The 26716-nt window shown below is 64.6% G+C and carries 22 protein-coding genes; 1 reads left to right on the top strand and 21 read right to left on the bottom strand.

What is annotated here, in order from left to right; genetic code table 11:
• Positions 1 to 22: 22 nt before the first annotated feature.
• The 15 genes from IVB18_RS19460 to hydA all read right to left on the bottom strand — a co-directional run bounded on the left by IVB18_RS19460 (position 23) and on the right by hydA (position 17464).
• Entirely contained in the window at positions 23 to 1018 is a 996-nt protein-coding gene (locus tag IVB18_RS19460) for a tripartite tricarboxylate transporter substrate binding protein (RefSeq protein ID WP_247990611.1), read from the bottom strand.
• A 235-nt stretch (positions 1019 to 1253) separates the two neighbouring features.
• A complete protein-coding gene (locus IVB18_RS19455; protein WP_247990610.1) occupies positions 1254 to 1751 on the bottom strand; it encodes a hypothetical protein in 498 nt (165 codons plus the stop codon).
• 154 nt (positions 1752 to 1905) lie between these two features.
• Complete coding sequence (locus IVB18_RS19450; protein WP_247990609.1) at positions 1906 to 2889, bottom strand: oligopeptide/dipeptide ABC transporter ATP-binding protein; 984 nt, start codon at positions 2887 to 2889, stop codon at positions 1906 to 1908.
• Positions 2886 to 3875, bottom strand: a complete 990-nt coding sequence (locus tag IVB18_RS19445; RefSeq protein ID WP_247990608.1) for an ABC transporter ATP-binding protein — start codon at positions 3873 to 3875, stop codon at positions 2886 to 2888. Before IVB18_RS19445 ends, IVB18_RS19450 begins: the two co-directional genes overlap by 4 nt.
• Positions 3876 to 3894: 19 nt before the next feature.
• Entirely contained in the window at positions 3895 to 4818 is a 924-nt protein-coding gene (locus IVB18_RS19440; RefSeq protein WP_247990607.1) for an ABC transporter permease, read from the bottom strand.
• On the bottom strand, positions 4815 to 5756 hold the full coding sequence (locus tag IVB18_RS19435; RefSeq protein WP_247990606.1) for an ABC transporter permease: 942 nt from the start codon (positions 5754 to 5756) through the stop codon (positions 4815 to 4817). The genes IVB18_RS19440 and IVB18_RS19435 overlap by 4 nt, the downstream gene beginning before the upstream one ends.
• Before the next feature lie 17 nt (positions 5757 to 5773).
• Positions 5774 to 7378, bottom strand: coding sequence for an ABC transporter substrate-binding protein (locus IVB18_RS19430; protein ID WP_247990605.1), 1605 nt, complete (start codon positions 7376 to 7378; stop codon positions 5774 to 5776).
• A gap of 139 nt (positions 7379 to 7517) precedes the next feature.
• Positions 7518 to 9188 (bottom strand): ABC transporter ATP-binding protein, encoded by a 1671-nt coding sequence (locus IVB18_RS19425; RefSeq protein WP_247990604.1) that lies wholly within the window; start codon positions 9186 to 9188, stop codon positions 7518 to 7520.
• On the bottom strand, positions 9185 to 10033 hold the full coding sequence (locus IVB18_RS19420) for an ABC transporter permease (RefSeq protein WP_247990603.1): 849 nt from the start codon (positions 10031 to 10033) through the stop codon (positions 9185 to 9187). Before IVB18_RS19420 ends, IVB18_RS19425 begins: the two co-directional genes overlap by 4 nt.
• Positions 10030 to 11061, bottom strand: a complete 1032-nt coding sequence (locus tag IVB18_RS19415) for an ABC transporter permease (RefSeq protein ID WP_247990602.1) — start codon at positions 11059 to 11061, stop codon at positions 10030 to 10032. Before IVB18_RS19415 ends, IVB18_RS19420 begins: the two co-directional genes overlap by 4 nt.
• A gap of 31 nt (positions 11062 to 11092) precedes the next feature.
• Positions 11093 to 12712 carry an ABC transporter substrate-binding protein gene (locus tag IVB18_RS19410; RefSeq protein ID WP_247990601.1) on the bottom strand — a complete coding sequence of 540 codons (1620 nt, stop codon included), beginning with the start codon at positions 12710 to 12712 and terminating at the stop codon, positions 11093 to 11095.
• 110 nt (positions 12713 to 12822) lie between these two features.
• On the bottom strand, positions 12823 to 14256 hold the full coding sequence (locus IVB18_RS19405) for an NAD(P)/FAD-dependent oxidoreductase (protein WP_247990600.1): 1434 nt from the start codon (positions 14254 to 14256) through the stop codon (positions 12823 to 12825).
• Complete coding sequence (locus IVB18_RS19400) at positions 14253 to 15002, bottom strand: SDR family oxidoreductase (protein WP_247990599.1); 750 nt, start codon at positions 15000 to 15002, stop codon at positions 14253 to 14255. Before IVB18_RS19400 ends, IVB18_RS19405 begins: the two co-directional genes overlap by 4 nt.
• A gap of 1 nt (position 15003) precedes the next feature.
• Positions 15004 to 15978 carry an NAD(P)-dependent oxidoreductase gene (locus tag IVB18_RS19395; RefSeq protein ID WP_247990598.1) on the bottom strand — a complete coding sequence of 325 codons (975 nt, stop codon included), beginning with the start codon at positions 15976 to 15978 and terminating at the stop codon, positions 15004 to 15006.
• Positions 15979 to 15994: 16 nt separating this feature from the next.
• On the bottom strand, positions 15995 to 17464 hold the full coding sequence (gene hydA / locus IVB18_RS19390) for a dihydropyrimidinase (protein ID WP_247990597.1): 1470 nt from the start codon (positions 17462 to 17464) through the stop codon (positions 15995 to 15997).
• Positions 17465 to 17521: 57 nt separating this feature from the next.
• On the opposite strand from hydA, the gene IVB18_RS19385 reads away from it, so the two are divergent.
• Positions 17522 to 18184, top strand: coding sequence for an aspartate/glutamate racemase family protein (locus tag IVB18_RS19385; RefSeq protein WP_247990596.1), 663 nt, complete (start codon positions 17522 to 17524; stop codon positions 18182 to 18184).
• On the opposite strand, the gene IVB18_RS19380 is transcribed toward IVB18_RS19385, so the two are convergent.
• From IVB18_RS19380 to IVB18_RS19355, 6 genes are all read right to left on the bottom strand, one after another.
• Positions 18181 to 18849, bottom strand: a complete 669-nt coding sequence (locus IVB18_RS19380; RefSeq protein ID WP_247990595.1) for a flavin reductase family protein — start codon at positions 18847 to 18849, stop codon at positions 18181 to 18183. The two genes, IVB18_RS19385 and IVB18_RS19380, sit on opposite strands and share 4 nt — an antisense overlap.
• 5 nt (positions 18850 to 18854) lie before the next feature.
• Complete coding sequence (locus tag IVB18_RS19375) at positions 18855 to 19787, bottom strand: N-carbamoyl-D-amino-acid hydrolase (RefSeq protein ID WP_247990594.1); 933 nt, start codon at positions 19785 to 19787, stop codon at positions 18855 to 18857.
• Positions 19788 to 19890: 103 nt separating this feature from the next.
• Positions 19891 to 21582: a long-chain-fatty-acid--CoA ligase gene (locus tag IVB18_RS19370; RefSeq protein WP_247990593.1), complete on the bottom strand. Its 1692-nt coding sequence runs from the start codon at positions 21580 to 21582 to the stop codon at positions 19891 to 19893.
• Positions 21579 to 22874 (bottom strand): aminotransferase class III-fold pyridoxal phosphate-dependent enzyme, encoded by a 1296-nt coding sequence (locus tag IVB18_RS19365; RefSeq protein WP_247990592.1) that lies wholly within the window; start codon positions 22872 to 22874, stop codon positions 21579 to 21581. The genes IVB18_RS19370 and IVB18_RS19365 overlap by 4 nt, the downstream gene beginning before the upstream one ends.
• 10 nt (positions 22875 to 22884) lie before the next feature.
• Complete coding sequence (locus IVB18_RS19360; protein ID WP_247990591.1) at positions 22885 to 24465, bottom strand: hydantoinase B/oxoprolinase family protein; 1581 nt, start codon at positions 24463 to 24465, stop codon at positions 22885 to 22887.
• The gene (locus IVB18_RS19355; protein WP_247990590.1) at positions 24462 to 26471 is read right to left on the bottom strand and encodes a hydantoinase/oxoprolinase family protein; all 2010 of its coding nucleotides are present in this window, start codon (positions 26469 to 26471) and stop codon (positions 24462 to 24464) included. The genes IVB18_RS19360 and IVB18_RS19355 overlap by 4 nt, the downstream gene beginning before the upstream one ends.
• Positions 26472 to 26716: the final 245 nt, after the last annotated feature.

The following is a 26716-nucleotide window of genomic DNA, read 5'->3' as shown; positions in this document are numbered from 1 at the left end:
CGACGGCGTTGGGGCGCGTTCTTCAATCCCGCTTCAGTCCGATCGACTTGATGATGGGAGCCAGACGCCTCAGTTCGTCCTCCACCAACCACTGAAATTTGTCCGCGCTGGAATCGGCATCCGGCTCCATGCCTTGCGAACGATAGGTTTCCTGCAGCGCCGGATCGGCCATGGCGGTACGGCTCGCCGCAGATATGCGGTTCACGATCTCATCCGGGGTCGCCTGTGGCGCAAACAGGCCGAACCATCCGGCATAGCTGAGATCCGGCATGCCAGCCTCGGTGACGGTGGGAATTTCCGGCGCGCCGCTCAAGCGATTCCCGCTCGTCACGGCGAGCATGCGCAGCTTGCCGGCGCGGTGCAATTGCACGAGGTTGCTCGATACGACGGCGATCATCGCGGGGATCTGGCCGCTGACAAGGTCGTTGGTCGCGGGTGCCATGCCGCGATAGGGAATGTGGACGATATCCACTGCGGTGGCCGATTGCCGCCTGAACATCTCGCCGACGAGATGATTGCCGGTGCCGACTCCGGGAGTGCCATAAGAAATCTTGCCGGGATTGTCGTTCGCGTAAGCAGCCAACTCTTGCAGGTCCCTGACCGGGAGCGAGGGATTCACGACGAAGGCAAGCGTGCTGGTGATGAGGCGATATACGGCCCGGAAATCACGCACCGGATCGTAGGCGGGACGCGCCGAAGACAACGGGATCATGACTTGCGTACTGCCATTACCGAGCAGGAGCGAATAGCCGTCGGGCGCACTCTGGGCCACCACGGCGGAGCCGACCGCCCCGCCGGCACCTCCCATGTTCTCGACGTAGATCGGGCCGAGCAGCGAGGCGATCCTGTCAGCCCAGGGTCGGCCGATCTGATCGCCCGCGGCGCCCGCCGCATACGGGATCACCAGCCGGATCGGGCGAGAGGGATAGTCGTTGGCGCTTGCGCCGCCGAGCCGTGTGGCCAGCACGGCAGCAGACGCGACCGTTCCGAGGACTTCCCGCCGTGACAGAAGGTTCATTTTGCGTACAATTCAGCGGACCTGCACCGTCGTTCTTACAGCAGCAAAGCACGCGGAGATACCGCCCAAGGCGGTGAGCTGCCATCTCCATATTTCTTCAAGGACGCAGCGCAGCGGAGTCGCGATCCCCGCATCGTTCAATGGGTTCGGCCAAGCCCTCGACGCTATGCAGCAGCCCTGGCCGGCCGGCGTCGATCAGGATATCCGAGCCGCCGCAAAGGCATTCGCGCAGCCGTCACTTCGAGTCCTTGCTCAGCTCTATTGCGACCTGCGAGACCCAGGCACCGGGCGCATCCATGACGAACGACTGGTGATTGCCCTTGGTCCGGATTGTCACCAGCGCCGCGACGGTGTTGCCTTCAATTCTTGCCTCGATCAGCCCATCCTCCACGCTCGTTCCGTAGATCTTGCCACCCTGGCGGTATTCGCTCTCGAACCAATTCCCCGAGAAATCCGCCCCGTTCTGCTCCATGTTTGCGGACAAGACCATCTTGTAGGCCTCGCTTGCACATCGCAGATTCAGAGTAATCGATCGGCCCGGCTTCGTGACGTTGTAGGCGACCTTGCAGCGCACCTTCTCGCGGGGTCCATCGGCGGGCTTCATCGAACCCATCCCGGACCACGAGCCGGCCAGACTGTCCAGGGTCGCTTCCGCATAGGACGAGCTCAAGGTCACCAGCGCGAGGCAGGCGACACCGAGACTCCTTTGCTTCACGGACAATTTCAAGGACATCGCGGCGGGCTCCGATTCGTAGGGTTGGAACCGATCCTACCCGCGGTCACCCGATCAAAATTTGGCGAAGATGTTGAGATATGTTGCGGAACATGACTGAAGCCCGCGATGCAGATCCGCTTGCGCGTTCATATGCCACGAAGAAGATGACAGTCTACCCCTGCGGCAGTGCGTCGAGATGGCACGCCACCCACTGGTCGCTACCGTTCGAACGAAGTTCCGGCTCTTCTGTCCGGCAGCGGTCGAAGACGTACGGACAACGGGTGTGGAAGCGGCATCCGCTCGGCGGGTGGATCGGGCTTGGCACGTCACCGCCAAGGATAATGGGATTGCGCTGGGCACCAGGCTCGGGCACCGGCACCGCGGAGAGCAGCGCCTTGGTATAGGGATGTCTCGGCGCGGCAAAGATCTCCCGACGCGGCGCCACCTCGACGATCTTGCCGAGATACATCACCGCAACGCGATGGGTCATGTGCTCGACGATCGCGAGATCATGGCTGATGAAGAGCAGCGCCAGGCCGAACTCGCGCTGGAGATCCTGCAACAAATTGACGATCTGCGCCTTGACCGAGACGTCGAGCGCGGAGACGGCCTCGTCGCAGACGATCAGTTCGGGCTCGACCGCAAGCGCCCGTGCAATGCCGATACGTTGACGCTGGCCGCCCGAGAACTCGTGCGGCCTGCGGCTCAGCGCCTCGCGCGGCAGGCGCACGGTGTCCATCAGCGCCGCGACACGCGCCTCGAGGTCGGCTGCGGACTTCGCGAGGCCGAAATTGCGGATCGGTTCGGCCACAATATCGCGCACGCGCATGCGCGGATTGAGGCTGGAGAACGGATCCTGGAACACGACCTGCACGCGGCGACGCATCTGACGCATCGTGCTCGGCGCGGCGTCGTCAATACGCTGGCCATCGAGGATCACCTGGCCCGAGGTAATGTCGAACAGCCGCAGGACGGCGCGGCCGACCGTCGACTTGCCACAACCGGACTCGCCGACCAGCGACAGCGTCTCGCCGCGAGCGATCTCAAAGGACACGCCGTCCACCGCATAGACCCATTCAGACTTGCGGCCGAACAAGCCGGTCTTGACCGGAAAATGCTTCTTGAGGTCGTTGACCTGGAGCAGCGGAGGGCTCATGCAGCAGCGGCTCCCTTGGCGGCGTAATGGCAGGCGGCGACGTGACGGGGCCCCTTCTCTTCGAGGCCTGGCGCATATTGGCGACAGAGATCGGTGGCGAGTGAGCAGCGCCCTGCGAAGACGCAGCCGGTGATCGGCTTCCTGAGATCGGGCACCTGGCCGGGAATCTCGGCCAGCCGCCTCGCGGTGCCGGTCAGCGAGGAGCCGAGCCTTGGTACGGCGCCGAGCAGGCCTTGCGTATAGGGATGACGCGGCGAACGAAACAGCTCGGCCACCGGCGCCTCCTCGACCTTGCGCCCGGCATACATCACCATGACGCGTTCGGCGATTTCGGCGACCACGCCGAGATCGTGGGTGATCAGGATGATTGCCGCGCCGACGCGGCGCTTCAGATCCAGCATCAATTTCAGGATTTGTGCCTGAATGGTCACGTCGAGCGCGGTGGTCGGCTCGTCCGCAATCAGGAGTTTTGGATTGCAGGCAAGCGCAATCGCGATCATCACGCGCTGGCGCATGCCGCCGGAAAGTTGGTGCGGATATTCGCGCACGCGCCGCTTCGGTTCCGGAATGCCAACGAGGGTCAGCATCTCGATCGCGTGTGTTTCGGCGGCCTGCTTGTCCAGGCCCTGATGTATCATCAGCGTCTCGCGGATTTGGCGGCCGACCGTCAGGACCGGATTGAGGCTCGTCATGGGCTCCTGAAAGATCATCGAGATGTCGTTGCCACGGATCGCACGCATCTCGCGGTCGGAGAGTTGCAGGAGGTCCCTGCCCGCGAAGCGGATGGCGCCTGCGATCTTGCCCGGCGGCTCCGGGATCAGCCGCATCAGCGACATCGACGTCACCGACTTGCCGCAGCCGGACTCGCCGACAATCGCCAGCGTCTCGCCCTCGTTGACATGGAAGGACACGCCGTCGACCGCACGGTTGATGCCTCCGGGCGTACGAAAGTGGGTTTGCAGGTTCTCGACTTCGAGCAGCGCCATCGCGATCAGGCCCTTGACACTAGAGGCTCTTGGCCATGCGCGGATCGAGCGCATCGCGAAGACCGTCGCCGAGCAGATTCACCGCGAGAACGGTGACGGACAGGAAGGCTGCCGGAAAGAACACGATGTAGGGCTTGACCTGCCACAGCGCGCGGCCTTCGGCCATGATATTGCCCCAGGACGGAATAGTGGGCGGCGTGCCGGCACCGATGAAGGACAGGATCGCCTCCGTGATCATGGCGCTGGCGCAGATATAGGTCGCCTGGACCAACATGGGTGCGAGCGTGTTGGGCAGGATGTGGCGCAGGATGATCATCGGCGTGCGCGTGCCGCAGGCCACGGCCGCGTCCACATAGGGCTGCTCGCGCAGCGACAGCACCACGCTGCGCACGAGGCGGGAGACACGCGGGATTTCCGCTATGGTGATCGCCAGGATGACGTTGCCGACGCTACCGCGCGTCAACGCCATCAGCGCGATCGCCAGCAGGATCGGCGGGATCGACATCAAGCCGTCCATGAATCGCATCAGGATGCCGTCCGCCCAGCGGATGAAGCCGGAGACGATGCCGATGGCAAGACCGGCAAACGAGGCGAACGTCGCGACCGACAGGCCGACCGTGAGCGAGACCCGCGCGCCGTAAAGCACGCGGGAATAGATGTCGCGGCCGAGCACGTCGGAGCCGAACCAGAAATCGGCCGACGGCGCGCGGGTGCGCCTGGCGGGCGCAAGCGCGGTCGGATCGACCGTTCCGAGATAGGGCGCCAAGATCGCGACGAGGACGAGGGTCAGCAGCAGCGCGCCGCCGATCGCGACCGTCGGATGGCCCCGGAACAAGCCGACCAGACCACGACGGATCACGACCGGCCGGAGGATCTCAGGCAGTTGCGGCGCGACGACGAGACCGGCCGGAAGCGGTTGCTGATTGATGGTCGTGTCGGTCAATAGCGGATCCTCGGATCGACCAGGGTGTAGGTGACGTCGATCATCAGATTGACGAGCACGTAGACGAAGCTGAACAGCAGCACGATACCCTGGATGACGGGATAGTCGCGGCGCAAGATCGCATCGATCGTGAGCCGGCCGAGGCCGGGAATCGCGAACACGCTTTCAGTCACGACCGCCCCGCCGATCAGGAGCGCGATGCCGATCCCGATCACCGTGACGATCGGCACCGCCGCGTTCTTCAGCGCGTGAATGAACAGGATGCCGCCCTGCCCGAGGCCCTTGGCACGCGCGGTGCGAATATAGTCCTGCTGCAAGACTTCGAGCATGGTAGCGCGGGTGATCCGCGCGACCAGCGCGATGTAGACGCAGCCGAGCGCGATCGCCGGCAGGATCAAATTCTCCAGCCATGGCCAAAAACCTTGGGTGAGCGGCGTGTAGCCCTGCACCGGAAGCCATTCCAATTCGAGTGCGAAGATGTAGGCGAGCACGTAGCCGACCACAAAGACGGGCAGCGAGAACCCGAACACGGCGAACGCCATGATGGCGCGGTCGATCAGGCTGCCGGCCTTCCACGCCGCCACCACGCCGAGCGGCACCGCGACCACGATCGTGAGCAGAAGCGTGACCATCATCAGCGACAGCGTCGGTCCGAGACGCTGCCCGATCATCACCGAGACCGGCAGGTTGGTGAAGATCGAGGTGCCGAGATCGCCGTGCAGGATGCGCCAGACCCAGCTTCCGAACTGAATCAGGAATGGACGGTCGAGGCCGAGGCTCTGGCGGATGCGCTCCACATCCTCCGGGCTCGCTTGGTCGCCGGCGATCACCACGGCCGGATCACCCGGCGCGATGTAAAGCAGGCTGAACACAAACAGCGCGACGATTGCCATGACCGGCAAGGTCGCGACGATGCGCCGGAGGATATAGGAGAGCATATGGCCTCAGCGCAGGATCATGCGGACTTCGATACGCCCCAGAAGAAGGGCAACGGCCCCTTCCCGACGCCGGACACGTTCTTGCGCCACGCGGTGTAGCTCAGGAAGAAGCCGGTTGGCGCGTAGACAACATCTTCGAGCGCCGCCTTGTTGAGGCGACCGGCCGCAGCCTTCTCCTCGTCGAGGTTCTTGGCTTCGAACCACGCCGTGACTTCCTTCTCGGTGCCGGGGCTGTTGGGCCAGCCAAACCACGCCTTGTCGCCATTGGCGCGGATGGCGGTGTAGGGCGCCGGATTGATGCAGTCCGCGCCCGCATGCCAGGTGTGGAACATGTTCCAGCCGCCCTGCCCCGGCGGCGTCTTTGCCGCACGACGGGAGCCGACCGTGCCCCAATCGGTCGCGACGAAGTCGACATTCATGCCGAGCTTCTTCAGGAGGTCCGCGGTCACGTCACCTTGCGCCTTGGTGATCGGCTGATCCTGTGCCACGAGGCAGGTGACCGGCTGGCCGGCATAGCCGCTCTCGGCGAGCAGCTTCTTGGCGGCGTCGAAATCACGCTTGCCCTTCAGGATCTCGCCGCCCGCCTCGGAATAGAGCGGCGTATCCGGTGTGAAGTAGCCGGGCAGCGGCTTCCAGAGCGCAGTGTCGTCGCCGACGATCGCACGCATATAGTCTTCCTGGCTGAGTGCCATCAGCACGGCCCGCCGCGCCCGCACGTCGTTGAAGGGCGGATACAGGAAATTCATGCGGAACGAGCCGACGTTACCGAGGGGATCGCCGATATCGACGTTGATGTTCTTGTTCTTCTTCATGACCGGAACGAGATCCGCGATCGGGTTCTCCCACCAGTCGACCTCGCCGTTCTGCAACGCGGCGGCCGCGGTCGCGGGATCCGGCATCACGATCCATTCGATACGGTCAATCAGCATTTGCTTGCCGCCGGCAAGCCAGGACGACTTCTCCTGCCGCGGCGAATAGTCGGCGAACTTCTCGAACACGGCTTTGGCACCGGGGACCCATTCGCCCTTGGCGAACTTCATCGGCCCGGAACCGACATAGTCGCCGATCTGCTTGAACGGATCGGTCTGCGCGATGCGCTCCGGCATGATGAAGGCGCAAGGTGAGTTGTTCTTGGCCAGCGCGTAGAGCAGCTTCGGGAAGGGCTGCTTCAACACCCATTTGAAGGTGCGGTCGTCGACCGCCGTCAGCTCCTGCTGGAGCGCCTTGATCATCAGGCCCATCGGATCGCGCGCCGACCAGCGCGTGAGGCTGGCGACGACGTCCTTGCTCAGCACAGGCTCGCCGTCGTGGAACTTAAGCCCCGAACGCAGCTTGAACGTCCAGGTCGTGCCGTCGTCGGTTACTTCTTCGGACTCGACCATCTGCCGTTGCGGCCGGAGCGAGGAGTCGATGCCGTAGAGGGTATCCCAGACCATCGCGGCCGCATTACGCACGACGTATTGCGTGCCCCAGATCGGATCGAAATTGGCCAGGTTGGCCTGGGGCACAAAACGCAGGGTGCGCGCCGCCGCGCCTTGCGCGATCGCCGGGGCCGAGAGGCCACCTGTCAATGCCAGGCCGCCCGCGCCAGCCAGTCCCTTCAATACGGTCCTGCGATCCATGAAGTCCTCCCAGTAATGCCGCGATGCCGGCCGTTCGTTGGCCAAGGGCAGGTGAAACTGAAGCCATTAGCGTGCAAATGGTATGCCAGTAACCGTGCTTCGCCAGCGGAATCTCATCGGCTTTTGGGTCGCTCAGACATCAAAGTGCGGCCGCCAGCACCGGCCCGGTCTCGATATGCGGGATCGCCTCGATCAGCTTGCGCGTGTAGTCGGTCTTCGGATTATCGAACAGCGCCCGGCTCTCCCCCTGCTCCACGATACCGCCGTTGCGCAGCACGATGGTGCGGTCGCAGAGCATGCGCACGACGTTGAGATCGTGGCTGACGAAGAGCAACGCGATGTCGTTCTCGCGCCGCAGCCGGTCGAGCAGCTGCAGCACCACAGCCTGCACCGAGACGTCGAGCGCGGCGGTCGGCTCGTCCAGCACCAGGAGCCGCGGCCGGCAGGCGATGGCGCGCGCGATCCCGACGCGGGCCTTCTGGCCGCCCGAAAGCTGGTGCGGAAAGCGCGGCAACAGATCGAGCGGCAAGCCCACCCGCTCCGCGCACTCTTCCACCCGCTGGCGCAGCCCATCACCCGCACGCATGCCGTCGAGCCGCATCAGGGGATGGGCGATGCAGTCGAAGGCGGTGAAACGCGGATTGAGGCTATCGTTCGGGTCCTGGAAGACCATCTGAATGTCTTTGCGGAGCGGAGAGCGGTGGAAATCGCGCGCCGCGACGTGGCCGATCGACTGCCCGTCGAACACGATGTCGCCTTCGCTCGGGTCGATCAGGCGGCAGATCATCCGCGACGTCGTGCTCTTGCCGGAGCCGGATTCGCCGACGAGCCCGACGCTCTCGCCGCCGGCCATCGTCATCGAGAAATCCGCAACCGCCGCAGCGCCCTGGTCGAAACGTTTTGCGAGCTTGCGCACCTCCAGGAGGGGCGGAGTTCCGTGCGCGAGCTCCTGCCTCGGCTTGCTGATCGTCGTCGCATAGCGCTCCCTGTCCTCCTTCGTCACGAGATCCTCGATCCGAGAGGTCGCGGTCGGCGACGCCGCAACCAGGCGCTTGGTATAGGCGTGATGCGGCGCGCTGAAGAGCGTTCTTGGACTTGCCTCCTCAACAATGCGGCCGCGCTCCATCACGGCGATGCGGCGGCAATAGCGCGCCGCAAGCCCGAGATCGTGCGTGATCAGCACCGTCGCCATGCCGCGTGCGGCGGCAATGTCTGCGAGCAGATCCATCACCACCTTCTGCGTGGTGACATCGAGGCCGGTGGTCGGCTCGTCGGCAATCAAGAGCGCGGGATTGCAGGAGATCGCGATCGCGATCATGACACGCTGGCACATGCCGCCGGAGAGCTCGTGCGGGTAGGCGTTCACCCGCGTCTCGGGATCGCGGATCTGGACGGCGCGCAGCAAGTCCAGCGCTTCGGCGCGCGCGGCGTCCTTCGATATCCGCTTGTGTGTGAGGATCGCATCCGCGATCTGCAAGCCGATGGCGCGGATCGGGTTGAGCGCCGCCCGTGGATTTTGGAAGATCATCGACATCGCGGCGCCCTGGAGATGACGAAGGTCGTCGCCCCTGAGTTTTGTGACGTCCTGCCCACAAAAAAGGATCTTCCCGGCAGTGACACGCCCGGCCGCATCGAGCAGCCGCGTGGTTGCAAAACCGGTGACCGACTTGCCCGAGCCGCTCTCGCCGACGAGGCCGAGCATCTCGCCGGCCTCGACCGAGAGCGTGACGCCGCGCACGGCCTCGACCATTCCACGCCGCGTCGAGAACGCGACGTGGAGGTCGTCGATGCTGAGCAGCGCCTGGCTCATGTCCGCATACGCGGGTCGAGAATGTCCCGCATCCCGTCACCGAGGAGATTGAAGCACAGCACGGCCATCATCAGTGCAAGGCCCGGAAAGGCCACCAACCACCACCTGCCGGTCGAGATGAAGCGCGCGCCTTCGGCAACCATGATGCCCCATTCCGGCGTCGGTGGCTTGACGCCGAGGCCGATGAAGGACAGGCCGGCCGCGTTCAGGATGGCCCAACCAAGATTGAGCGAGATCTGCACCGCCATCGCCGGCAGGATGTTCGGCAGCAGGAAGCGCAGCACCACAGAGAAATGGCTCTCGCCGCAGGCGCGTGCGGCTTCCACCCAGCCGACATTGCGCCTGACGTTGACCTCGGCGCGTGCAAAGCGGATGTAGAAGGGCAGATTGATGATCGCGGTCGCGATCACGATGTTCTCGATCCGGTTGCCCAACGCAGCGACCATCGCCATCGCCAGCACGAACAGCGGAAAGGCCATCATCACGTCGACGAAGCGGCCGACGCCGCGATCAAGCCTGCCGCCGGCATAGCCGCAGAACGCGCCGACGACCGCGCCGATCACGAAGGAGATGCCAACCGCGGAGAAGGCAATCGCCAGATCGAGGCGTGCTGCAATGACGAGGCGGCTGAACACGTCGCGCCCGAGCTGGTCCGTGCCGGCGATGTGGGCTGCGCTCGGCGGCAGCAGCGCCTCCGAAACATTCGAGACCACGGGATCATACGGCACGATCCACGGCCCGAAGATCGCGACCAGGACGAACAGGAGAACACCGGCCGCGGCAACGCCGGTGAGCGGATTGCCGCGCAGGATCCAGATCGAGTGGCGGAGGGTTGCGCTGGTCATCCGATCGACACCCTGGGATCGGCGATGCCGTAGCAGATATCGACGACCAGATTGACCAGCACGAAGACGCTCGCCATCAGCAGCACGAATCCCTGCACGGGCGCATAGTCGGAGGACAGCAGCGCATCGAGCGCATAGGAGGCGACGCCCGGCCAGGAGAACACCTTCTCCACCAGAACGTTGGCGCCAAGCATGGTCGAGAACACGATGCCCGCGATGGTAATGATGGGCAGGATCGCGTTGCGCAGCGCGTAGGTCACCACCACCTTGCGCCAGGACAGCCCGACCGAGCGCGCGGTGCGCACGAAATCACTGCCGAGCGAGACCAGCATCGAGGCGCGTGTGATCCGCGCCAGCGGCGCGATCACGAACAGGGCCATGCTCACCGCCGGCAGGATCAACTGCTTGCAGGCCGCCCACCAGCCCTCGACATCTCCGGCCAGCAGGAAATCGATCGACAGGAAGCCGGTGCGCTGCGGCGGCAGCGAGGTGAAGACGTCGATCCGTCCGGTCGGATCAGGCGCCAGCCCGAGCAGATAATAGAAGACATAGATCAACAGCAGGCCCGAGACGAAAGTCGGCACGCAAACGCCGAGCGCGCAGAACAGCCGTACGCCGTGATCGACGATCGACCCCGGCCTCAGCGCCGCAACCACGCCGAGCGGTACCGCCGCAATGAGTGCGATCAGCAGTGCCGCGAAGGTGAGCTCCAGCGAGGCCGGGAGCCGCTCGCGCAGATCCTTCAGCACCGGCTGCCCCGTCATCATGGAGCGGCCGAGATTGCCGTGGCCGATGTCGGAGAGATAGAACACGAGCTGCTCCGGCACCGACTTGTTGAGCCCCATCTGCTTACGGATCTGCTCGATCTCTTCCTTGCCGGCGTTGGGTCCCGAGGCAAAGAACACCGCGGGGTCCCCGGGCAGGACGCGCATCAACAGAAAGGTGAAGACCAGCACACCGAACAATGCCGGCAGCGACGACAGAAGCCGCCTGCCCGCCCGCACCATCGTTGCACCAAGACCGGTCATCACCTTTCAGTATCCTTCTCGCTTAGGCTTTTCACTTGCGGCTCACGTCGCGATAGTCGACCTGCCGGTGAAACTCGTAGGTGTAGCCTTCGATCGACGAGGCCATGACCGCGTCCTGGTTGGGCTGCCACAACGGGATCTGCGGCATCTCGCTGAAATGAATCGCGTTGAGCTTGCGGCCGTCCTCCTCGTACTTGGCCTTGTCCGCCTCGAAGCGAGCTTCCTGCGCGATCGCGGCCAGCTCGGGATTGTTGATCGAGCTGTAGTTCCAGCGCTGATTGCCGGTGTAGAAGTTACGGTAGAAATAATCCGTCGAGGGCAGCCAGGCGACGATGCCTTCGGTAAACAGAGGCAGCTTCTTCTCGTTGATCTGCGTCGACATCTGCGCGTCCGGCAGTTTCTGGATATCGACCTTGATCCCGATCTTGGCGAGTGATTCCTTCACCAAAGCGGCCATCGGCTCGGCGGTCGAGGCCTGGCCGACATTGAAGCTGAAGGTGGTCGAGAAGCCTTCGGGAAGCCCCGCGGCCTTGAGATATTCACGGGCCTTGTCGAGATCGATCTTCACCGGCGCCTGGAACGGATAGATGCCGTTCAGCGGCTTGCCATCCGGCCAGTTTGCGCCAAACAGCGGCGCGCCGCGGCCAAACAAGGCGGCCTTGAACATGTCGTCATAGGGCAGAGCGAAGGCGATGGCGCGGCGGACGTTGACGTTGTCGAAGGGCGGCATCTGGTTGTTCATCGAGACGAAGGTGATCGCGTTGTACTGCGGTGTCGAGACCACCTTGAGCTTGCCCTTGGCCTCGAGCGACTGCACGTCGCTCGCCTGGAGATCGACGACAATATCGGCATCGCCGCGTTCGACCAGATTGGCGCGGGTCGCCGGCTCCGGCACGGACTGCACGATCACGCGCTTGAAGAACGCGGGCTTGTCGGGCGAGCCGCGATTCCAGTCCTCGCTGCGCTTGAGGATCACCTGCTCGCCGGGCTTGAAGGTTTCGACCACATAGGCGCCGCTGCCGGCGGTGTGCTCCTTCAGCCAGGCCGTGGCCCAGGGATCATCCGCCGTCGCATGCTCCTTCGCCATCTTCGAGTTGATGATCATCGGATATACGGTGGCGAGGTTGGGCAGCGCCAGCTTGTCGGGCTTCGGCAACGTCACCTCGATGGTGAAGGGATCGATCACCTTGAACTGGTCGGCCGAGGTCAACGATCCCGTCAAGAGTTGCGCCTTGCCGAGGATCGGCGCGGTGACGCAGCGATCGAGCGACCACTTCACGTCTTCTGCCGTGACCGGCGAGCCGTCCTGGAACTTGGCGTCCTTGCGCAGGCGGAAGGTGAGCTTCAGACCGTCGGGACTGACGTCGTAGGATTCGGCGAGCTCGCCCGTAATCTTGTCGAGATCGAACACCCATTTGCCGTTGAGCTGCTTGCGGCCAAATGCCACCAGCCGGTCGTAGGTGCTCATGCTCAGCGCGAAGGACTCGCGGGTCGAGCCTGGAATGTTGGGATCGAGCGTGTTGACGGATGCGCCGGTCACATAGCGCAGCGTTTCCGCTCTGGTTTGCGCCTGCGAAGGCGCGTTGGCGACGAGCAGCAGCGCGACGGTGGCAATGACAGAGGACGCCGGCCTGAAAGACACAAAACGCATTCGTTTTCCCTTGAATTTCGACAAGAACGCCAGCAAGGCAGGTTAAGAAGCAAGCAAGTTACGCGCCAATCCGAGGGGGACGCTTCGTCGCGGCGGAGCATGGACAATCATCAGGATTCTCCCACGTTTTGCGCCGGCCGCGCGATCACGGCCTGCGGCACGTCATATGCGTTCAGCGAAGCCCAGTGGTGCCCGACATCGGCGCGGAACAAGCCGCGCGTGAGCCCATGAAGCAGCTTGGGCACGGCGGTCGTCATCGCGTTGATCGACGATCCCGACGGACCGAAGCTCATGGTCGAGGCGATGGCGAAGAGGTGAATGTCAGAGATCCACGGTGTCTCGCCCGGCATGCGCTCGGTGAAGGCGTAATCGTCGGCGAGATAGGGGAAGCGGCCGAGCCGCTCGTTTCGTTCGCCCTCCGGCGGCTGGTAGCGATCGGCCCAGGTCGCGATATTGCCGGCAAATTGGCGCAGCTCGCCGCGCTTCGCAAAGTTCATGTCGATGCCGGTGCCGCAGATGACGAAATCCGCCGTGATGGCGCCGCGCGGCGTCTGCAATTCGATTGCCTCGCCGGTTTGCCGGGCCGCCTCGACCGGCGCGCCTTCGTGCAGCATGAAATTGGCGTAGCGCGCGCAGCGATCGTAGGTCGGCTGCGGAAATCCCTCCCGCATCTCAAGGATGGTGCGCATGAAGCGCCAGCGCCAGGCATCATCGAGATCGCTGAGATGACGCAAGAAGCCGCGAAAAGTCAGCCAGCGGTAGGGCTGGATCACCTGAATGTGCGCCCGGCGGCAAAGCAGATGCACCTCGGCGGCGCCCGCCTCTAGCGCGGTTGCCGCATTGTCGAACGCGGACGCGCCGGCACCGATCACGGCGACGCACTTGCCGCGAAGGCCTTCGAAATCGATGTTGTCGGCGACAGTCGCGACCGAACCGGCGGGCAGGTGATGAAGCGGTTCCGGAATCATCCAGCCACCCATCCCTTCCTGCCCCGTTGCCAGCACGATCTTGCGCGCATAAAGCGTCTCGACGCCATCGGCACGTTTCACGTGTGCGGCGAGCAAGCCACCGGCTGCCGGCGCAATCTCAAGAAGCTCGCAGCCGTTGCGCACCGGCAATCCGATCGTGCGGCGCAGCCACAGCAGATACTCGGCCCAATGGCCGCGCGAGATCAGGTCGAGCGTCTGCCAGCTCTCCTTGCCGAAGCGTGCTTCGTGCCAGGATTGATAGGTCAGGCTCGGGATGTCGAGGTCCGGGCCGGTATAGTCCTTCGGGCTGCGCAGCGTCGGCATGCGGGCATAGCTGAGCCATGGGCCCTCCATCCCCTCCTCGGCCTTGTCGAGCAGCAGGATGTTGCTGACGCGGGAGCGCATCAGACCGAAGCCGATGGCGACGCCGGATTGGCCGGCGCCGACGACGAGCACATCCAGCGTCGACTTGCCGTCCGGCCCCGGTTTTGGAGGAAGCCATGCGGCGCCCGGATGCGCGATCCGCGTGAGATCGGCGCGGACATTCGCCTCGAGGTCTGTCAGCGCATCACTCATGCCGCAAGCCAGCCGCCGTCAACCACCATCACGGTGCCGGTCGTGAACAAGGATGCGTCGCTCGCCAGATGCAGCGCGGCCTGCGCGATCTCCTCCGCCCGACCAAATCGCTTCATGGCATGGCGGTTGCGGGACGCATCGCGCACCTCGTCCGCATTGGCGTGCCGAGCAAAACTGCGGCGAAGCATCGGCGTGTCGATCGCTCCGGGTGCGATCGCATTGACGCGAATGCCGTCCATCGCGAAATCCACCGCCATCGTCCGCGTCAGGCTGACGATCGCCCCCTTGGCGGCAATATAGGCGCTGTTGCCCTTGCCGCCGGCAATGGCGAGTTGCGACGCGAGCGTGATGATCGAGCCGCTACCCTGCCGCTGCATCTGCGGCACGGCCGCCCGCGCCCACAGCCAGGTGCCGCCGACATTGGTGCGAAACACAGCGTCCCAATCGGCAGGGTCCGTGGTCAGCACCGTGCCGCCGCAGGAAAAGCCCGCGGCAGTCATCAGGATATCGAGCCGTCCATGTCGCGCCACGACGTCGCCTGCGACGGTCTCGGCGAAATTGGCATCACCGACGTCGCCGACATGTGTCGTTGCCTCGCGCACCAGGCTCAAGGTCTCCTCAAGCCCTAAGGCATCGCGGTCGACAAGAGCGAGACGCGCGCCTTCCCCTGCGAACAGCTTTGCGCTGGCGCGGCCGATGCCCGAGCCCGCACCGGTGATGATGGCCGTACGCCCTTGCAGCCGCATGTCAGATCGCCTCCCGGTGCTGGATCCACCAAGCGCTCATCGCGGCTGCGGACTCAGCGCAGCCGAACCGCGCGCACCAGCCGAATTCATCCGCCATCCGCGCCACCGACAGCGGCGCACGATCCGGCCCATATAGCTTGATGAAGGTCTTTTCGCCCGGCGCCGCCAACCGGCACTCCAAGCCGGGATGCAGCGCCGCAAACGCCTCACCCCATTGCAGCGCCGACCACGCCGCGCCGCTTGAGATGTTGTAGAGCCGGTGCCGCGGCCGCTCGGCCTCGATCAGCACTGCCACGGCTTCGGCGGCGTCGACCGCATAGATCCAGTCCTTGATGCCTGGACCCGGCATGATCGCCGGCGCGCCGCGGCTGAACTCGGCCAACATCTGGAACTGAAGGCTCGGCGTGTCGCGCACTTTGCCGATCCGCTCCCACGGACCGAACACGGCGCTCAGTCGCACGCTCAGGAAATCGCCGCCAAACAGCTCAGCATGGCGCGCCACCGATCGTTCCGAGGTGAATTTGCTGATCGCGTAGAACGAGATCGGATCGCAGGGCGTGTCCTCATCCAGCACCTGATGGCGCTGGCCCGCGGCACCGTAGGCCGACGCCGACGAGAGATTGACGACGCGGCGAACCCCATGACGGATCGCAGCTTGCAGGATCGGAATCTGCGCCAGCACGTTGATCTCGAGAATGCGCGAGGTCGACGCTCTCTCGAGATCATCGCCGGCGGTGATCGCCGCGCCCAGCACGATCGCATCGCAGCCCTCGGCAATGAGGGCGTCGATACCTTCCGCGTCGGTGATCTCGCCCTCAACGATCCTGAGCCGCTCTCGATAATCAGCCAGCAATCGCCGTGCGGATGGCGGGAGCGGCACGCGGTCATACAGACTCACGTGATGCCCCCGTGCAAGCAATACCTCTGCGAGATTGAGGCCGACAAAGCCCGTGCCGCCGAAGATGACGATCTTCATCGGGAGCAACCCATCGTCACAGCAGCTTCGCCCCAAAATTCCGTTCCGGATCCATGTCGGCAACAAGCCGGCCGGTCGGCTTCGCCGCCTCACCGCCGCTGCGCGCAAGGAACTTGCCGCTGCCGGCGTCCGCCAGGCACTTGTTGCCATCGACAATGACGCGCCCGCGCGAGAGCACGGTGATGGGCCAGCCCTTCAGCTTGCGACCTGCAAACGGTGTGTAGCCGGTCAAGTCATGCATCATTTCGTCGGCGAGGGTGACCTCGCGATTTGGATCCCAGATCGCGATATCGGCGTCGGCTCCGACCGCGATCGAGCCCTTGCGCGGATGCAGATTGTAGATTTTGGCCGGCGCCGTCGCGGTCAGCTCGACGAACTTTTCAAGTCCCAGCCGTCCCTTCGACACCATTGCGTCGAACAGCAGCGGCAGCCGCGCTTCCAGTCCCGGCAGCCCATTCGCAACTTGCTTGAAGTTGGGATTGGACCCGGCGCGCAGTTTGCCGGTTTCGTCGAAGCGATAGGGTGCGTGATCCGATGAGATCGTCTGGAGATCGCCGAGCGCGAGCGCTTTCCAGAGCGCCTCCTGGTCCGAATGCGTGCGCGGCGGCGGGCTACACATCCATTTGGCGCCGTCGGCGCCGGGCTTGTCGAGATCGCCGGCGGTGAGAAACAGATATTGCGGACAGGTCTCGGCAAAGACCTTGAGCCCTTGCCCACGCGCGTCTCGGATCACCTTGGCGCCTTCGGCCGTAGAGACGTGGAAGATCATGATCGGCTGATCGATCAGCGCCGCCATGCCGATCAGCCGGGTGAACGCTTCCGCCTCCGACACGCGGGCGTGACTGACGGCGTGATATTTCGGCAGCGTGTAGCCGCGCGCGAGCAGCCGTTTCACCATCCAGGCGATGATGCCGTGGTTTTCGGCATGCGCGCACAACATCGCGCCGGACTGGCGCGCCGCGAGCAGGATGTCGAGCAGCGGCTCGTCGTCGACCTTGAGCCGGTCGTAGGTCATGAAGATCTTGATCGAGCCATGACCCTGCTTCACCAGCGCCGGAATGTGCTCTTCGACCGTTTCCTTGGTCGCGTCGGCGATGATCATATGGAAGGCGTAGTCGATCACGGCGCCCCTCTTCGCCAGCGCGTGATAGTCCTCCACCACCTGCGGCAGCTTCATGCCGACATGCTGGGCGGCGAACGGGATCACGGTGGTCGTGCCGCCGAACGCCGCGGAGACGGTCGCGCTCTCGAACGTATCGGCGTTCATGATGCCGGCGGCGGACAATTGCTCGATATGGGCATGACTGTCGACGCCGCCGGGCAGCACCAGCTTGCCGCGCGCGTCGAACTCGCGCCTTGCGGCCGGGAGCCCGCGGCCGATGGCCACGATGGTCTCGCCGGAGATGGCGACGTCGGCTTCGAACACATCGGTCGTGGTGGCGACGCGCCCGCCGCGGATGATCAGGTCGTAAATAGGTTCAGTCATGAGGCACTCCATGATATGCCTGAGGCAAGTGATCGCCATTTCGCAGGGAAGATCGTCATGTCCCGGCCGCGCATTCTCGTCATCAATCCGAACTCCAATCACAAGGTCACGCAAGGGCTGGAGGACGCGCTGAAGCCGCTCGATTTCGCGAGCGGGCCGGACGTGATCTGCCAGACGCTGGCCGAGGGTCCGTTCGGCATTGAAAGCCAGGCCGACGTCGAGAGCGTGGCGATGCCGCTGCGCCGACTGATAGAAGGCGACAACAGCTCCGCCGCTTTCGTCATTGCCTGCTACAGCGATCCCGGGCTTCAGGTCTGCCGCGAAGGCACCGACCGCCCGGTGTTTGGCATCGCCGAGTGCGGCGTGCTGACGGCTTTGGCCCGCGCTGAGACTTTTGGCGTCATCGCCATCGCGCAGCGCTCGATCCAGCGGCACATGCGTTACTTGCGGCAGATGGGACTGACCGAACGCCTCGCTGGCGAGCGGCCGCTCAACATGAGCGTTGCCGAAACCACCTCGGGCGAAGGAACGCTGGCCAAGATGATCGAAATCGGCCGCGCGCTGCGCGACGAGGACGGCGCCCGCGCCATCGTGATGGGGTGCGCCGGCATGGCGCGTCACCGTCGTCCGCTGGAAGACGCGCTCGGCATTCCCGTGATCGACCCGACACAGGCGGCCGTCACCATGGCGCTGGGTACGGTGCAGTTCTCGCTTCACTAGGCGTCCTTCAACTCTTTAGCGTCCCGGTGCGCGAGCCACTGTGCGTGGCTCTCGCGCGTCAGCGCAAACGTATCCCGTTGCGTCGTATAAAGATTGCCAAACATGCGGCCGATCGGCCGATAGGCGTCGAGATTGACATACATGTTGGCCTCGTCGACCAGACCGTCGCGGGCGTGAACCCTGAGGACTTCACCGACCAGGAGCTCGCGATCGGGCGAGAACGTCAGCACGATCTGGCGCCGGCATTCGAGCGCGAACGGCGCGGCGGCCAGGCGCGGCACCTTCACGTCGACTGACGCAAGTGTAGCAAGCCCCGTCGCCGCAACCTCGCTGTCACCGGAGGGGAAATCGACCGCGCAATCGTTCATCGCCGCCGACAGCGCCTCGTCCACCATGTGAACCACGAACTCGCCATTGCGATGGATGTTACGGGTCGTGTCCTTCGGGCTGTGATCCGGCTTGTGTTGGAGCCCCAGCACGATCAGCGCCGGACTTTCGGAGAAGACGTTGAAGAAGCTGAAGGGCGCGGCATTGACCGCCCCATTCTCGTCCAGCGTCGTCACCAGCGCGATCGGCCGCGGTACAATCACGCCGCAGAGCAGCTTGTAGCGGTCGCGCGGATCGAGCTCGCGCAAGGAAATGCCTGACGTGTCCTTGTCTGCCATCGTTCCTATACTTCCGGCGGCGGCACCGCGCCGGTGCGGCTGGTGATCAGGCCATAATGCTCGATGCGACGGTGCTGCGCGAAGTTGAAGATCGTGGTCTTGCCGAAAATGGTGGCATCGAGATCGCAAGGATGAACCAGGACTTCATCCTCTTCCGTCTTCGCCTCGGCAACGATTTCGCCGTTGGGGTCGACGATCAGGCTGCCGCCGAACAGCGGGTGTCCATCCTCGACGCCGGCCTTGGCCACCGCGATGACCCAGGTCGCATTCTGATAGGCGCCGGCCTGCACGGAGAGGCGGTTGTGAAACAGGCGTTTCTCGACGCCCTCCTCGCTCTTCTCCGCGTTGACGGACGGCGTGTTGTAGCCGATCACCACCATCTCGACGCCCTGCAAGCCCATGACGCGATAGGTCTCGGGCCAGCGCCGGTCGTTGCAGATGGCCATGCCGATGATGCCGCCCAGCGCGCGCCAGACCTTGAAGCCGAGATCGCCCGGCTCGAAATAGCGTTTTTCCAGGTGCTGGTGCGAGCGCTTGGTGTCGAACTCCACATGACCTGGAAGGTGAATCTTGCGATATTTGCCGACGATCTTGCCGGACTTGTCGGTGAGGATCGAGGAGTTGAAGTGATGGCCGTCCGGCGTCAGCTCCGCATAGCCGAAATTCATCGCCATCTGGTGCTGCGCCGCGCGCTCGAACAGCGGTTTCGTCGCCGCGTTCGGCATCTCGCGCTCGAACCAGGTGTCAGCCTCTGCCCGGTCCTCCATGTACCAGCGCGGGAAGAACGTCGTCAGTGCCAGTTCCGGATAGACGATCAGGTCGGCGCCTTTGGCCTTGGCCTCGTCCATCAGCGCGATCATGCGTTTGACCACGGCCTCGCGGCTGTCGGCTTTCTGAATCGGGCCCATCTGGGCGGCGGCAGCATTGACGATACGCATCAGCGGTTTCCTGGTGATCCCTTGGGCGAAGTCATAGATTCAACGACGTGCTGGCGCCGGCAGCATAACGCAGCCTCGAACCGCTTTTCCAGTCCGACAGCTCTCATGCCGTCCGTCCCCATTCGGCGTCCTGCAAAAGCCGCCAATTGATCTTGTTGCTCGCGGTCCGCGGCAACTGATCGACGAAGACGACAGCGCGCGGCGCCTTGTAGCTCGCCATCGCGCCGCGCGCCCAACTCATGACATCGTCCGGAGACGTCGTCGCTCGCGCCGCATCATCCAGCACCACCAGCGCCTTGACGGTCTCGCCGCGATAATTATCCGGCGCCGAGACGATGCAGCATTCCCTGATGGCGCGGTTCTGGTACATGGCCGTCTCCACCTCGGCGGGCCACACCTTGAAGCCGCTGACATTGATCATCCGCTTCAGCCGGTCGACCGCGAAGAAATAACCGTCAGCATCGCGGTAGCCGAGATCACCCGTGCGCAGGAACCGCTTGCCCGCGATCTCGATGAACGCCTCGGCATCGGCTTGCGGCCTGTTCCAGTAGCCTTGCAGCACCTGCGGACCATGCACGACGATCTCGCCGACGACGTTGTCGTCGAGCTCAGCCAGACTCTCCGCATCGATGATCCTCGCGTCGGTCTCATGCACGGCAATGCCAAGGCATTGCCGCTTCGGTGCAGCCATGGGGTTAAGGTGTGTGGGCGACATGGTCTCGGTCATGCCGTAACCCTCGACGAAATCGAGGCCGAACCGTCCTTTCAGCCGCTCAGCCACGGCCGTCGGCATCGCGGCACCGCCACCCGTCAAAACTTTGAGCCTGGCAAAGCACCGATTGCGGAACCGGGCGCTTGCGAGGACGTCCACGATCATGGTCGGCGCGGCATTCCAGAACGTCACGCCATAGGTCTCGAACAGATCCGGCAGCAGATCCTTGTCCCAGCGCGCCATCAACAGCAACGTTGCGCCGGCCACGACCGCCGCATTCATCGAACCCTGCATGCCCGCGACGTGAAACAGCGGCATGAAGCCCGTCATCACGTCGCTGCCGTCGAGCCTGTACCAGCGCGCCTGCAAGACCGCGGTGAACAACGCGCTGCGATGGCTGTGCATGCACGCCTTGGGTTTCCCGGTCGTCCCCGAGGTATAGGGCAGGATCATCAGATCTCCCGGCCCCGCGCTCATCGCACCAGGCCGCAAGCCCTGCGCGATCGAGGATGACCAGGAATGCCAGCCCGGCAATGACGACACGTCAGACGGCGCTTCGTTCACGCACGGCGGCAGCGTATAGGGCGTGGCGGCCGGAACTTCGTCGCGATACTGCGCAACGATTGCGTGGGCGATGGCCCCGCCCACCAGCGGGGCCATCACCGTATTCAGCTCGCTGCCGATGATCGCGGTCCGGGCGCCGCTGTCTGCGGCTAGATACGCGATCTCGGCCGTCTTGTTCATGGGGTTGACGGGCACGATCACGGCGTCCGCCCGCATCACCGCATAATAGGCGATGACATATTGCGGTGAATTCTGAAGGGCGATCATGACGCGATCGCCGCGCTTTACTCCGCAAACGCTTTGCAGGAAGCCGGCCATGGCATCGACCCGGTCGCGCAGCTCGGAATAGCTCAGGCTCGCGCCGTAAAACACCGTCGCCGGATGCGTGGGCCGATCACGTGCGGCCCGCGCTAGCGCGTCGTAGAGGGTTCCCTCCGGCAGCGCGAGATGCCAGGGTTCGTTCGGCGGCCAATTCGGTGACCGGCGCAGCGTTGCGTTCGTTACGTGGTCCGCGCTCACCCGTGCTCCTCGTCGGCAATGTCCAGGCCGTGGTCGAGTGCGTCCAGAAGCCATTCAGCCTCATGCTCGGAGATCACGAGCGGCGGCGCGAGGAACAGCGACGTCTGTTCTCCGCTGGTCCCGATCACCACGCCGGCCTCCAGCGCCCGCGTCGCGACGCGAGATGCAATCGGCACCTCGGTCGTGTCGGCATGCCAGGAGCGCCAATCCGGACCGTGCAGTTCCACCGTCCAGTGCAGCCCCTGCCCGGCCACGCGCTGCACGCTCGGATGCTTCTGCGCGATCGCAAGCAAACGACGGGTGAACAGCTTTTCGAGACTGCGGACGTGCTCCAGAATCTTCTCTTCGGTGACGACCTTCAGGTAAGCGCTGACGGCGGCCATGCTAATGGGATGGCCGCGCAGCGTGCCGTAATTCTGCCAGCTTGTACCGTTGAGCCGATCGACGATCGACTTCGAGACCACAACTGCAGCGACCGCGGCCGCGCCACCGCCGAGCGACTTTCCGAGCGTCACGATATCGGGGCGGCTCGTGGTCCCTTGAAATGCGAACCAGCGGCCAGCGCGGCCTGCGCCGGTGACGACCTCGTCCGCGATCCAATATGAGCCGGCCTGCCGCGCGCAACGCGCCACCTCGTCCTGATACGTGCCGTCGTAATAGATTCCGCCTTGCGTGTAGTCGATGATCGTCGCAGCCGTGTCCGAGAGCAGATGCGTGGCGTCCGCCAGATATTCGCTTGGGGGCGCATTGTTGGCCGGCGCGCCATAGATCGCGCCGTCCGGCGCCGGCAGGATTCGCACCGGCGCCATCGGCGCCGGCCGCTGCGAACCGCCGGCATGTACCGCAAGCCCACCATGCCATTGCGGTTGGACGGTCATGCAGCGCGACAGGCCCGTGAGGCCGTGATAGGCGCGTTCGCGCGTCGCAAGCGCGGGCCGCTGCGTCAAAGCCTGGCACAGCGACAACGCCATGTCGTTGGCCTCGCTGCCGCTGATGCAGAAACGGACTGCGCCGACCCAATCTTCTTCGCCCTTGAACGCGGTGGCCATCAGATCGTCGGCGGCCTGCTCGCGCCCGACCCAGGTCCAGCCTTCGTTCACGACTGGCGTATCCGCCGCGCGACGGATCGCCTCCACCATCGCGGGATGACGATGTCCCAAGCCACCGCCAGTGTTGCTGCCGTCGATGAGCCGGCGGCCGTCCGCAAGGTGAAAGTAGACGCCCTCGCCGCCGACCACGGTCATTGGCGCACTTTCGCCCGCATTCAGCCCGGTTCGCAACAAATTGCTCATCGCAGTCCCTTCATTCCGTGGCCTCGGCGCCGTAACCGCCACCGCCGCAGCTCTCGATGGTGACGAGATCGCCGTGCTGCAACACGAGGTTCGATTTGCCGTCTATCGCCACGTTCGCGCCCTGCCTGATCAACGACACGCGGCAAGGCTTGCCGGGCTCGCCGCCCTGCATCCCGAACGGCGGAATCACCATCCGCTCGATGCAGGTCGTCAGGTGCATCGATGGTGCCAGAATGCGGTAGGCGCGAACCACGCCGTCGCCGCCCCTATGTGCCCCCGCCCCGCCCGAATGGCGGCGAATGGCCTGCTGCTCGACACGGATTGCGTAGTTCGCCTCGATCACTTCGGCGGGCGTGTTCGAGGTGTTGGCCAGATGCACCCGGGTCGCCGATACGCCCGGCCGATCATGCCGCGCGCCTTCGCCGCCGCCGTGAACCTCGTAGAGCATCTTCCACGAACCATCTTGCCGGGGCTCGGCGAAGAACAGCACGCCCGCAGTGGTCGCGCCGCCCGCCGACAGGCGCTGCGGAATTGTGTGCTGCATGGCGCGGAAGATCGCATCGACGATCCGCATCGAGGTCTCGTGGTTGCCGGCGGCAACCGAAGCATTCCAGCCCGGCTCAAGGATCGAGCCGGGGCGCGTGACGATGGTCAAAGGCCGCAGCGCGCCCGCGTTCTGCTGCATGTCGCGGCCGCTCATGATGCGCGCAGCATAGGCCACCGCCGAGCGCGCGATGAACGGCGTCGTGTTGCAGAAATTGGAGACGCGATCGCAGCTTCCGGACAGGTCGAAGGTCGCCTCGTCGCCGACGATGGTGATCTTGACGTGGATCCGCGCCGGCGCGTCGTTGGCGCTGCCGTCGTCGAGAAAATCCTCACCCTCGTAGACGCCGTCCGGCAGCGCGCGGAGCGCCTCGCGCATCTCGATTTCCGAGAGATCATGCAGGCGCGACTGCGCTGCCATGAGGACCGGCTTGCCGTGCTCGCGGCAGAGCTCGACGATGCGCCGCTCGCCGGCTTTGGTCGCCGCGATCTGGGCGAGGAGATCGCCCTCACAGGCCTCGGGATCCCTGACATTGGCCTTGAGGAGCTGCATGATCGGCGCGCTGACGCCGGCGGCTGTCGCGATCAGCACTGGCGGAATGCGCATCGCTTCCTGGAACGTGTCGATGGCCTTGGCAAAATAACTGCCGGGCCAGGTGCCGCCGATGTCGGGCCAGTGCGCCAGGCTGACCGCAAAAGCCACGATCTCGCCGTCGACGAAGACGGGACGCACGACCTTGACGTCGTTGAGATGATTACCGCCGAGCGCGCCGAGATTGTAGATCAGCACGTCGCCGTCGTTCAGGCTGTCGGCCGGCACCACCTTCAGCAGTTCGGGAATCGTGTAGGCCATCGCGCCGAGATGGATCGGGATGTCGCGGCCCTGCCCGACCAGACCGCCGCGACCGTCGGTGATGGCCGACAAGAGATCGCCAGCCTCCCGCAGCAGCGGCGAACGCGCCGAGCGTGTCATCACCAGGCTCATCTCCTCGGCCGCGGCGGAGAGCCCGTGCCGGATCACTTCGACGACAAACGGATCGAGCTTCATGTCGTCCCCCGCGTCAGGAACCGATTACCGCCGACATCGGGCTTCGCCTGCCAGCCGGGCGGCACCACCACCGTCGACCATGCGTCTTCGATGATCGCGGGACCGTTGACCACGTCGGACACCGCGGCGCGGTCGATGATCGCAGTCGCAATCTCGTGAAATCCGTCGAATGAGCAGACGCGGCGGCCCGTAGATGTCGTCCTCACTGCTGTCGCCGGCCGACTCACGACCGTCGTCGATGGGCGGCGCGCCTGCACTCGCACCGATTCGATGACGCAGCTCTCGTTGGTCGCATAGCCGAAGAGTTCGTGATGCCGCGCCAAAAAGTCCTTCTTCAGCCGGTTCAGGTCGAGCGGCAGCGTGAACGGCACCGGAATGGCGTCGTTCTGCGCCGCGTAGCGCATCAGCGCCACCAGTTCGACCTCGATCTCCGCCTTCGCGACACCGTTGGCAATGAGCGGCGCCGACGCATCGTCGATCAATGTCCAGATCCGGTCGGATACGCGAGCGAGATCGATGCCGTCGAGGGCGGCGCGCAAGGTATTTTGTTGGAGGAAACTGAAATCGGCGGTGAGGCAGCCGAGCGCAGAAAACGCGCTCGATGCGCTCGGCACTACGATCGATTCAATCCCGTAGAGATCGGCAAGGCCCGCGGCATGCATGGGGCCGCCACCGCCGAAGGCCAGCAGCGTGCAATCGCGCCCGTCGACACCACGCTCGACCGTAACGCGCCGGAGCGCGCGGGCCATCGTCGCGTTCGCCACCTTGATGATGCCGAGCGCCATTTCGGTCAAACTCAGTCCCAAGGCACGAGCGATCGGCTCGATTACGCGCGTAGCGGCCTTGATGTCGATCCCGATCCGAGCGCCGAGCCTGGTCTCGGGGTTGAGATAACCGAGCACGGCGTTGGCGTCGGTGATCGTCGGCTCGGTCCCTCCGCCGCCGTAGCAGGCCGGCCCCGGCTCGGAACCTGCGCTCTCAGGCCCGACCGTCAGGCCGCCGGGGCCATTGCGCACGATCGATCCACCGCCCGCCCCGATGGAATGAACCGCGAGCATCGGCTGGCGCAGCGGCTTGTCGCCGAGCATGCGGCCATCGGTCATCTCGGCCTGGCCGTCGACGATCAGGCACACGTCGGTCGTGGTGCCCCCCATGTCGAAGGTCAGTATCCGCGACGCGCCGAGCTGGCGTGCGACGCTGACGGACGCCGAGACGCCGGCCGCCGGACCCGACATCGCCATCACCAGCGGTCGCCGCTTCACGGCCGAGATCGGGATCATGGCGCCAGCCGAATGAAATACCTGCAAGCCGGGGCCGATTGGCAGCCGCTGCTCCAGCTCGCTGAGATATTCCACCGCGATCGGCATGGCGGCCGCGTTGAACACAGTCGCCGAGGTTCGTTCGTATTCGCGCGCCTCGGGATTGACCTCGTGCGACAGCGAGACGTGGGCCACGACGTCGTTGAGGCGCTCGTGGAGCATTTTTTCGTGCACCGGATTGGCATAGGCGTGAAGCAGGGCCACCGCGACGCTCTGCACGCCGGTCTGCTTCAGCCACGCCACCAGACGCTCGATTTCCGCCGTATCCAGCGCCTTCAGCACCCGCCCCTCGTGATCGAGACGCTCGGCGAGGCCGAAGCATAGGTCCGGCGGCACCAGCGGAGGCGATTTCGGCGGGATGTCGAGACGGTAGAGATCGCGGCGGCGATAGCGCGCGATCTCGAGCACATCGGCAAATCCTTCGGTCGCGACCAGCGCCACCTTCGGCAGCCGGCCCTCGACGATGGCGTTGGTGACACGCGTGGTGCCGTGGACGAAGCGCTTGACCTCGCTCTTGCGCAAGCCCACCGCCTCGATGGCTTCGAGCATCGCCTGAACGGGAGCCTGCGGGCGTGACGGCACCTTCGCGATCCGCGCCTCCGAGGAATCACGCCGGATCGCGATGATGTCGGTGAAGGTGCCGCCGATATCGGTGCCGACTTCCCAGTGACTGTCGGAATCGCTCATGTGCAGGATCAGCTACGCATGACGTCCGAACCGGACGCGGGGTCGTCCCCCTCCACCGCGACTTCCAACGTCGAACCGAAAGCGATCATCATGCATCCCCTGTCATGCCACCATTGGAGAGCGTGCGACAGAGCGGTCGGCTCGGGATAGAGCCAGACTTGTCGCAAACCTCTAGACCAGCAAGCGGCCGACGTCGCACGGCGCGGCATAGACTGCACGTTTTTGTGCAGCCATGCCCGCGCAAA

This window comes from Bradyrhizobium sp. 186, assembly GCF_023101685.1.
Taxonomy (GTDB): domain Bacteria; phylum Pseudomonadota; class Alphaproteobacteria; order Rhizobiales; family Xanthobacteraceae; genus Bradyrhizobium.
The sequence above is the reverse complement of the archived record's forward strand: the minus strand, read 5'-3'. Positions and strand labels throughout refer to the sequence as shown.